Source organism: Enterobacter sp. R-1.6.2, assembly GCF_035064085.1.
GTDB classification, from domain to species: domain Bacteria; phylum Pseudomonadota; class Gammaproteobacteria; order Enterobacterales; family Enterobacteriaceae; genus Enterobacter; species Enterobacter asburiae_B.
In genome coordinates, this window is sequence record NZ_JASEYI010000048.1 from 1 (window position 1) to 9,143 (window position 9,143).

The following is a 9,143-nucleotide window of genomic DNA, read 5'->3' on the forward strand; positions in this document are numbered from 1 at the left end:
GATATACGCAGCGAATTGAGCGGCATAACCTGAATCTGAGGCAGCACCTGGCACGGCTGGGACGGAAGTCGCTGTCGCTCACAAAATCGGTGGAGCTGCATGACAAAGTCATCGGGCATTATCTGAACATAAAACACTATCAATAATTTTGAGTCATTACCCAGTTAGCAATAACCCCCGCTTGCGGGGGCCATACCCACCAGGAGCAAACGCAGAAAGCCCGAGATACTTCTGCTGTACCGGGGGCTGGCGACATTTCAGGCAACACTCATAGTTGACATCCTCCCCGCCCTAAAGGGCGGGGAGGATGTCAATAATAGCAGACCACATCATGATGTCATTCTGACCGACAGATGCCAGAAGCAGAGGATCCATCCCATTTTATACCTACCTTATAACACTTAGAAAAACAACATGTTAAAAATGTTTATTGGAAACAATTTTATTTCCAATTGTAATGATAACCATTCTCATATTAATATGGCTACGTGATAATTAACTTTTGATGCACTCCGCATGTCTGACCGTGCCACTTCCACAGCTTCCTTAACGTTCGAGTCGCTTTATGGCACCCATCACGGCTGGTTGAAAAGTTGGCTGACGCGCAAACTCCAGTCTGCCTTTGATGCAGATGACATTGCCCAGGACACTTTTTTGCGGGTAATGAGCAGCGAAACGCTCTCGACGATCCGCGATCCTCGCTCTTTCCTGTGCACTATCGCCAAACGCGTGATGGTGGACCTGTTTCGCCGAAACGCGCTGGAAAAAGCGTATCTGGAGATGCTGGCGCTTATGCCGGAGGGGGTAGCGCCTTCACCTGAGGAACGCGAAAGCCAGCTCGAGACCCTACAACTCGTCGACAGCATGCTGGACGGGCTAAACGGAAAAACACGTGAAGCGTTTCTGCTTTCGCAACTGGATGGCCTGACATACAGCGAGATTGCGCACAAACTCGGTGTTTCCGTCAGCTCCGTGAAAAAATACGTGGCGAAAGCCGTCGAGCACTGCCTGCTGTTTCGTCTGGAGCATGGGTTATGAATCCTTCGTTAACCGATTCCCGCCGTCAGGCGCTGCGTTCAGCTTCCCACTGGTATGCCGTGCTAAGCGGCGAGCGCGTCAGCCCACAACAGGAAGCGCGCTGGCAACAGTGGTATGAACAGGATCAGGATAACCAGTGGGCCTGGCAGCAGGTTGAAAACCTGCGCAACCAGCTTGGCGGTGTGCCTGGCGACGTTGCCAGCCGGGCGCTGCACGATACCCGCCTCACCCGCCGTCACGTGATGAAAGGATTACTGCTGTTGCTCGGCGCTGGCGGAGGCTGGCAACTCTGGCAGTCGGAAACCGGCGAAGGTCTGCGGGCAGATTACCGCACCGCCAAAGGCGCAGTCAGCCGTCAGCAACTGGAAGATGACTCCCTGCTCACGCTGAATACCCAAAGCGCGGCGGATGTGCGTTTTGATGCGCATCAGCGCACCGTCCGGCTCTGGTACGGTGAAATCGCCATTACTACCGCGAAAGATGCGCAGCAACGCCCCTTCCGCGTCCTGACCCGTCAGGGCCAACTCACCGCTTTAGGGACAGAATTTACCGTCCGCCAGCAGGATAATTTCACGCAGCTTGACGTGCAGCAGCACGCCGTGGAAGTGCTTCTCGCCAGTGCCCCCGCGCAAAAACGCATCGTGAACGCTGGTGAAAGCCTGCAGTTCAGCGCCTCTGAGTTTGGCGCAGTGAAACCGCTGGATGACGAGAGTACAAGCTGGACGAAGGGCATCCTGAGCTTCAGCGATAAACCGCTGGGTGAGGTGATAGCCACGCTAAGCCGTTACCGCAACGGCGTGCTGCGCTGCGATCCCGCCGTTGCCGGGCTGCGCCTGAGCGGGACGTTCCCGCTGAAAAATACCGATGCGATCCTGAACGTTATCGCTCAAACGCTTCCCGTTAAAATTCAGTCTATTACGCGGTACTGGATAAACATTTCACCGCTGTAAGAAAAATAATTCTCATTTCGATTGTCCTTTTTACCCTTCTCGTTCGACTCATAGCTGAACACAACAAAAATGATGATGGAGAAGGTATGACGCCGTTACGCGTTTTTCGTAAAACAACACCTTTGGTTAACGCCATTCGCCTGAGCCTGCTGCCGCTGGCCGGTCTCTCGTTTTCCGCTTTTGCTGCACAGGTTGATATCGCACCGGGATCGCTCGACAAAGCGCTCAATCAGTATGCCGCACACAGCGGAATTACCCTCTCGGTTGACGCCAGCCTGACGCGCGGCAAGCAGAGCAACGGCCTGCACGGAGATTACGACGTCGAGAGCGGCCTGCAACAACTGCTGGACGGCAGCGGACTGCAGGTAAAACCGCTGAGAAATAACAGCTGGACGCTGGAGACCGCGCCCGCGCCAAAAGAAGATGCCCTGACCGTGGTCGGCGACTGGCTGGGCGATGCGCGTGAAAACGACGTATTTGAACATGCTGGCGCGCGTGACGTGATCCGCCGTGAGGATTTCGCCAAAACCGGCGCAACCACCATGCGTGAGGTGCTTAACCGCATCCCTGGCGTCAGCGCGCCGGAAAACAACGGCACCGGCAGCCACGACCTGGCGATGAACTTTGGCATCCGGGGCCTGAACCCACGCCTCGCCAGCCGCTCGACCGTCCTGATGGACGGCATCCCCGTCCCCTTTGCCCCTTACGGTCAGCCGCAGCTTTCACTGGCTCCCGTTTCGCTCGGCAACATGGATGCCATTGACGTGGTGCGCGGTGGTGGTGCGGTGCGTTACGGACCGCAGAGCGTGGGCGGCGTGGTGAACTTTGTTACCCGCGCCATTCCGCAGGACTTTGGTATCGAGGCGGGGGTGGAAGGTCAGCTCAGCCCAACCTCTTCACAAAACAACCCGAAAGAGACGCACAACCTGATGGTGGGCGGCACAGCGGACAACGGTTTTGGCACCGCGCTGCTCTACTCCGGCACGCGCGGCAGTGACTGGCGCGAGCACAGCGCCACCCGCATCGACGACCTGATGCTGAAAAGCAAATATGCGCCGAATGAGGTGCACACCTTCAACAGCCTGCTGCAATATTACGATGGTGAAGCCGACATGCCCGGCGGCCTGTCCCGCGCGGATTACGACGCCGATCGCTGGCAATCCACCCGCCCGTATGACCGCTTCTGGGGCCGTCGCAAGCTGGCGAGCCTGGGCTACCAGTTCCAGCCGGACAGCCAGCATAAATTCAACATTCAGGGGTTCTACACCCAAACCCTGCGCAGCGGCTACCTGGAGCAAGGCAAACGCATCACCCTCTCGCCGCGTATCTACTGGGTGCGCGGTATTGAGCCACGCTACAGCCAGAGCTTTATGATCGGCCCTTCCGCGCACGAAGTGGGCGTGGGCTATCGCTATGTGAATGAATCAACGCATGAAATGCGTTACTACACCGCCACCAGCAGCGGGCAGTTGCCGTCCGGCTCAAGCCCTTACGACCGCGACACGCGTTCCGGCACCGAGGCGCACGCCTGGTATCTGGATGACAAAATCGACATCGGCAACTGGACCATCACGCCGGGTATGCGTTTCGAACATATCGAGTCATACCAGAACAACGCCATCAAAGGCACGCACGAAGAGGTGAGCTATAACGCACCGCTTCCGGCGTTGAACGTGCTCTATCACCTGACTGATAGCTGGAATCTTTATGCAAACACTGAAGGCTCGTTCGGCACCGTACAGTACAGCCAGATTGGCAAGGCTGTGCAAAGCGGCAATGTGGAACCGGAAAAAGCGCGAACCTGGGAACTCGGTACCCGCTACGATGACGGCGCGCTGACGGCGGAAATGGGGCTGTTCCTGATTAACTTTAACAATCAGTACGACTCCAACCAGACCAACGACACCGTCACTGCACGTGGCAAAACGCGCCATACCGGGCTGGAAACGCAGGCACGTTACGACCTGGGTACGCTAACGCCAACGCTTGATAACGTTTCCGTCTACGCCAGCTATGCGTATGTGAACGCGGAAATCCGCGAGAAAGGCGACACCTATGGCAATCAGGTGCCATTCTCCCCGAAACATAAAGGCACGCTGGGCGTGGACTACAAGCCGGGCAACTGGACGTTCAATCTGAACAGCGATTTCCAGTCCAGCCAGTTTGCGGATAACGCCAATACGGTGAAAGAGAGCGCCGACGGCAGTACCGGCCGCATTCCCGGCTTCATGCTCTGGGGCGCACGCGTGGCGTATGACTTTGGCCCGCAGATGGCAGATCTGAACCTGGCGTTCGGTGTGAAAAACATCTTCGACCAGGACTACTTCATCCGCTCTTATGACGACAACAACAAAGGCATCTACGCAGGCCAGCCGCGCACGCTGTATATGCAGGGGTCGTTGAAGTTCTGATGTGTTAACGCCCGGCTTGCCGGGCTTTTAGCTGGAATGTGACTATGTTGGCATTTATCCGTTTTCTTTTTGCAGGCCTGCTGCTGGTGATCGGCCACGCCTTTGCCGCCACGGTTCAGGACGAACACGGCACGTTTACACTCGATAAAACGCCACAACGGATTGTGGTGCTGGAACTCTCGTTCGCCGATGCGCTGGCCGCCGTGGACGTCAGCCCGATCGGTATTGCCGACGATAACGATGCAAAACGCATCCTGCCCGAAGTGCGTGCGCACCTGAAACCGTGGCAGTCCGTCGGAACGCGCGCGCAGCCGAGCCTGGAAGCCATTGCTGCCCTGAAACCAGACCTGATCATTGCCGACAGCAGTCGCCATGCGGGGATTTACACTGCCTTGCAGCAAATCGCGCCGGTACTGCTGCTTAAGTCCCGCAACGAAACCTACGCTGAAAATTTGCACTCAGCGGCTATCATCGGCGAAGTGGTAGGTAAAAAACGAGAGATGCAGGCGCGTCTGGAACAACATAAAGAGAAGATGGCGCAGTGGTCCAGCCAGCTTCCCACAGGGACACGCGTGGCCTTTGGCACATCACGCGAACAGCTATTCAACCTGCATACCCAGGAGACCTGGACCGGCAGCGTGCTGGCTTCTCTGGGGCTGAACGTTCCCGCTGCGATGGCGGGCGCGTCCATGCCGTCCATCGGCCTGGAGCAACTGCTGGCGGTCAATCCTGCCTGGCTGCTGGTTGCCCACTATCGCGAAGAGAGCATTGTTAAACGCTGGCAACAAGATCCGCTCTGGCAGATATTAACCGCCGCGCAGAAGCAGCAGGTTGCTTCAGTCGACAGTAACGCCTGGGCGCGGATGCGCGGTATTTTTGCCGCAGAGCGTATTGCCGCTGACACGGTAAAAATCTTCCACCATCAGCCGCTTACCGATGTGAAATGACCGCGCTAAAACACCCGGTGCTGCTGTGGGGGCTTCCCGTTGCAGTACTTATTATTATTTTCTGGCTGAGTCTGTTTTGCTACTCGGCCATTCCTGTTTCCGGAGCAGACGCAATCCGCGCCCTGCTGCCTGGACACACGCCAACGCTACCAGAAGCGCTGGTGCAAAACCTTCGTTTGCCGCGAAGCCTGGTCGCCGTTCTGATCGGCGCAAGCCTGGCGCTCGCGGGCACGCTGCTGCAAACCCTGACCCACAACCCAATGGCCTCTCCTTCACTGCTCGGCATTAACAGCGGCGCGGCGCTGGCTATGGCGCTTACCAGCGCGCTGAGTCCGACGCCGGTTGCAGGCTATTCCCTGTCGTTCATCGCGGCATGCGGGGGCGGCGTGAGCTGGCTGCTGGTCATGACCGCAGGAGGCGGGTTTCGTCATACCCAGGACAGAAACAAACTGATCCTCGCGGGTATCGCGCTGTCGGCCTTTTGTATGGCCCTGACCCGCATCACCCTGCTGCTGGCCGAAGATCATGCTTACGGCATCTTTTACTGGCTGGCAGGCGGAGTGTCCCACGCCCACTGGCAGGATGTCTGGCAGCTCTTGCCGGTGGTGGTCACTGCAGTCCCTGTCGTGTTGCTGCTGGCGAATCAACTGAACCTGCTCAACGTCAGCGACAGTACCGCCCATACGCTGGGAGTGAACCTGCCGAGACTACGTTTGATCATCAATATGTTAGTGCTGCTTCTGGTTGGCGCGTGCGTCAGTGTGGCAGGTCCGGTGGCGTTTATCGGCCTGCTGGTGCCACATCTGGCGCGCTTCTGGGCAGGCTTCGATCAGCGCAACGTACTGCCGGTGAGCATGCTGCTGGGGGCCACGCTGATGCTGATGGCAGATGTACTCGCACGCGCGCTGGCCTTCCCCGGCGATCTGCCCGCAGGCGCAGTGCTGGCGCTGATTGGCAGTCCTTGCTTTGTCTGGCTGGTGAGGAGGCGAGGATGAAAATTGCGCTGGTCATTTTCATCACCCTTGCCCTGGCAGGTTGTGCGCTGTTATCACTCCATATGGGGGTGATCCCCGTGCCGTGGCGCGCGCTGCTGACCGACTGGCAGGACGGACGCGAGCATTATTATGTATTGATGGAGTACCGACTGCCGCGCTTGCTGCTGGCACTGTTTGTCGGTGCAGCCCTCGCCGTGGCGGGCGTGCTGGTACAGGGGATTGTGCGTAACCCGCTAGCATCACCGGATATTCTCGGCATTAACCATGCCGCCAGCCTTGCCTCTGTGGGAGCACTGCTTCTTATGCCATCACTATCCGTGATGGTGCTGCCGCTGCTGGCCTTTGCGGGCGGTATGGCGGGGTTGATCTTGCTGAAGATGCTGGCAAAGACCCACCAGCCGATGAAGCTGGCGCTCACCGGCGTGGCGCTTTCCGCCTGCTGGGCGAGCCTGACGGATTACCTGATGCTCCTGCACCCGCAGGATGTAAACAGTGCCCTGCTGTGGCTGACGGGTAGCTTATGGGGGCGCGACTGGCACTTTGTGAAGATTGCCGTGCCGTTGCTCATTCTGTTTTTGCCGCTGAGCCTGCGCTTTTGTCGCGATCTCGACCTGCTGGCGCTGGGCGATGCACGAGCAGCCACGCTCGGCGTGTCGGTTCAGCGCACCCGGTTCCAGGGGCTGATGCTGGCTGTCGCGATGACAGCAACCGGCGTGGCCGTCTGTGGCCCGATAAGTTTTATTGGTCTCGTCGTGCCGCACATGGTGCGCAGGATCGCCGGCGGGCGTCACCGCTGGCTGATGCCCGTTTCGGCCCTGACGGGCGCGTTGTTGCTGGTCATTGCCGATCTGCTGGCACGAATCATTCATCCGCCGCTGGAGCTTCCGGCAGGCGTGCTGACCGCCATTATCGGCGCACCGTGGTTTGTCTGGCTGCTTGTGAGAATGCGATAAATGAGATTACGTACTGAAAATCTGACCGTCAGCTATGGCGCACAAACCGTGCTGGATGGACTTTCTCTCGCCCTGCCTGCCGGAAAAATCACGGCCCTGCTCGGCCCTAACGGTTGCGGGAAATCGACGCTGTTGAACTGTTTTTCTCGCCTGTTAACACCAGACTCTGGCGAGATATTGCTTGATGAAAAACCCATAGCCGGTTTTTCCGCCCGCCAGCTGGCTCGCCGCCTGGCTTTACTGCCGCAACACCATTTATCCCCCGAGGGGATCACTGTACGGGAACTGGTTTCCTACGGCCGCAGCCCGTGGCTGTCGTTGTGGGGGCGACTCTCCGCGGAAGACAACGAGCGGGTCAACGTGGCAATGAGTCAGACCCGGACGCGCAATCTGGCTGACCGCAGGTTAACCCAGCTTTCCGGCGGCCAGCGCCAGCGTGCGTTTCTGGCGATGGTGCTGGCACAGGATACCCCACTCATTCTTCTTGATGAGCCTACGACCTACCTCGATATCAATCATCAGGTTGAACTGATGCGCCTGATGGTTGAACTCAAAAGGCAGGGGAAAACCGTAGTGACGGTACTCCACGATCTGAATCAGGCCAGCCGCTATTGCGATCATCTGGTGGTACTGGCAAGCGGTCGCGTGATGGCGCAAGGTGCTCCGGAAGCAGTGATGAAACCAGAGCTTCTAAAGACGGTGTTCAGCGTAGAAGCGGAAATCCATCCCGAACCGGTATCTGGCAGACCCATGTGTGTGGTGAAGTAGTCTGGCGAAGTCATAAGGATCATCACAGGACAGATAAAGGAAGTGATAACCACCTGCCAACAGGCACCAAAATCTGGCTGGTTGCCGGTATCACCGACATGCGCAACGGCTTCAATGGTCTCGCCGCAAAGGTGCAGACGATGCTGAAAGATGACCCGATATCCGGCCATGTCTTCATCTTCCGGGGCCGCAGCGGCAGTAAGGTCAAACTGCTGTGGTCCACCGGCGACGGGCTGTGCCTGCTGACCAAACGGCTGGAACGCGGCCGCTTCGCCTGGCCCTCTGCCCGCGATGGCAAAGTGTTCCTGACCCCGGCGCAGCTGGCAATGCTTCTGGAAGGCATCGACTGGCGGCAGCCTAAAAGACTGCTTACGTCCCTGACCATGTTGTAGGCCTCTTTATCCTGGTTGTCGTTGAATAAGCCTGGTAAAATGCGGGCTTATGAACAACACCTCCCCCTGACGACATCCTTCTGCTGAAACAGCGCCTGTCCGAACAGGAAGCGCTGAACCGCGCCCTGCTGGAAAAGCAGGCCGACCGGGAGCGCGAAATAGACCATCTGCAGGCGCAGCTGGATAAGATTCGCCGGATGAACTTCGGCAGTCGTTCTGAATAAATCTCCCGCCGCATCGCGCAGATAGAAGCCGACCTGAACCGGCTTCAGACAGAAAGCGATACGCTGACGGGTCGGGTTGCCGATACGGGCCGGGCCCCGTATCGTTTTAACCCTGAATATTCATCGCAGATATTGTTTCGGGTTTTCCGGTATACCAGCCCTGAACTAGGTAACCGGGGCCAAGAGAACGGACGAATTCAAACTGTCCTGGCGTTTCCACCCCTTCAAACACCAGTGGTTTGCCAGTACCACGTAACCCTTTCACCACAGAAACAAGTAGCGCTCGCTTCACCGGGTCATCAATATTGGCAATAAAAATACGGTCTATTTTTATCTCATCGAAATCCAGTACCGTCAGCCATTCAATATGGGGGCCGCTTGGCAAACGGAATCTATGGTCACTCCCGTTTTTGCAACACCGATTTTGACGACAAGTTGGCTTGCTTGAATCTATCCGGCGTCTGA

General features: G+C 57.5%; 10 protein-coding genes and 2 pseudogenes. 10 read left to right on the forward strand and 2 right to left on the reverse strand.

Annotation, left to right across the window (positions count from 1 at the left end; all coding sequences use genetic code 11):
* On the forward strand, window positions 1-146 hold a 146-nt coding region (locus tag QMN93_RS24855; RefSeq protein WP_047359267.1), incomplete at its 5' end, for an IS1 family transposase.
* 164 nt (window positions 147-310) lie between these two features.
* Here the strand turns inward: QMN93_RS24855 and QMN93_RS24860 are convergent.
* Window positions 311-380: pseudogene (locus tag QMN93_RS24860) on the reverse strand (hypothetical protein).
* A 136-nt stretch (window positions 381-516) separates the two neighbouring features.
* Here QMN93_RS24860 and fecI point away from each other — a divergent pair.
* The 9 genes and pseudogenes from fecI to QMN93_RS24905 all read left to right on the forward strand — a co-directional run.
* Window positions 517-1,038 carry an RNA polymerase sigma factor FecI gene (gene fecI / locus QMN93_RS24865; RefSeq protein WP_016151347.1) on the forward strand — a complete coding sequence of 174 codons (522 nt, stop codon included), beginning with the start codon at window positions 517-519 and terminating at the stop codon, window positions 1,036-1,038.
* On the forward strand, window positions 1,035-1,988 hold the full coding sequence (gene fecR / locus QMN93_RS24870; protein WP_023304425.1) for a ferric citrate uptake sigma factor regulator FecR: 954 nt from the start codon (window positions 1,035-1,037) through the stop codon (window positions 1,986-1,988). The genes fecI and fecR overlap by 4 nt, the downstream gene beginning before the upstream one ends.
* An 86-nt stretch (window positions 1,989-2,074) precedes the next feature.
* Window positions 2,075-4,399, forward strand: a complete 2,325-nt coding sequence (fecA, locus tag QMN93_RS24875; protein WP_022652364.1) for a TonB-dependent Fe(3+) dicitrate receptor FecA — start codon at window positions 2,075-2,077, stop codon at window positions 4,397-4,399.
* 44 nt (window positions 4,400-4,443) lie between these two features.
* On the forward strand, window positions 4,444-5,346 hold the full coding sequence (gene fecB / locus QMN93_RS24880) for a Fe(3+) dicitrate ABC transporter substrate-binding protein FecB (protein ID WP_007898890.1): 903 nt from the start codon (window positions 4,444-4,446) through the stop codon (window positions 5,344-5,346).
* Entirely contained in the window at window positions 5,343-6,341 is a 999-nt protein-coding gene (gene fecC / locus QMN93_RS24885) for an iron-dicitrate ABC transporter permease FecC (RefSeq protein ID WP_004118243.1), read from the forward strand. Before fecB ends, fecC begins: the two co-directional genes overlap by 4 nt.
* Window positions 6,338-7,294: a Fe(3+) dicitrate ABC transporter permease subunit FecD gene (gene fecD / locus QMN93_RS24890; protein ID WP_004118246.1), complete on the forward strand. Its 957-nt coding sequence runs from the start codon at window positions 6,338-6,340 to the stop codon at window positions 7,292-7,294. The genes fecC and fecD overlap by 4 nt, the downstream gene beginning before the upstream one ends.
* Window positions 7,295-8,062 (forward strand): Fe(3+) dicitrate ABC transporter ATP-binding protein FecE, encoded by a 768-nt coding sequence (gene fecE / locus QMN93_RS24895; RefSeq protein ID WP_004152282.1) that lies wholly within the window; start codon window positions 7,295-7,297, stop codon window positions 8,060-8,062. It begins immediately after the preceding gene.
* Between the two features lie 98 nt (window positions 8,063-8,160).
* Entirely contained in the window at window positions 8,161-8,454 is a 294-nt protein-coding gene (gene tnpB, locus QMN93_RS24900) for an IS66 family insertion sequence element accessory protein TnpB (protein ID WP_007898888.1), read from the forward strand.
* A 49-nt stretch (window positions 8,455-8,503) separates the two neighbouring features.
* A pseudogene (locus QMN93_RS24905) lies at window positions 8,504-8,756 on the forward strand (IS66 family transposase); the annotation flags it as partial.
* A gap of 28 nt (window positions 8,757-8,784) precedes the next feature.
* On the opposite strand, the gene QMN93_RS24910 reads toward QMN93_RS24905, so the two are convergent.
* The coding region (locus QMN93_RS24910; RefSeq protein WP_230200650.1) for an EAL domain-containing protein at window positions 8,785-9,143 on the reverse strand (359 nt) is incomplete at its 5' end.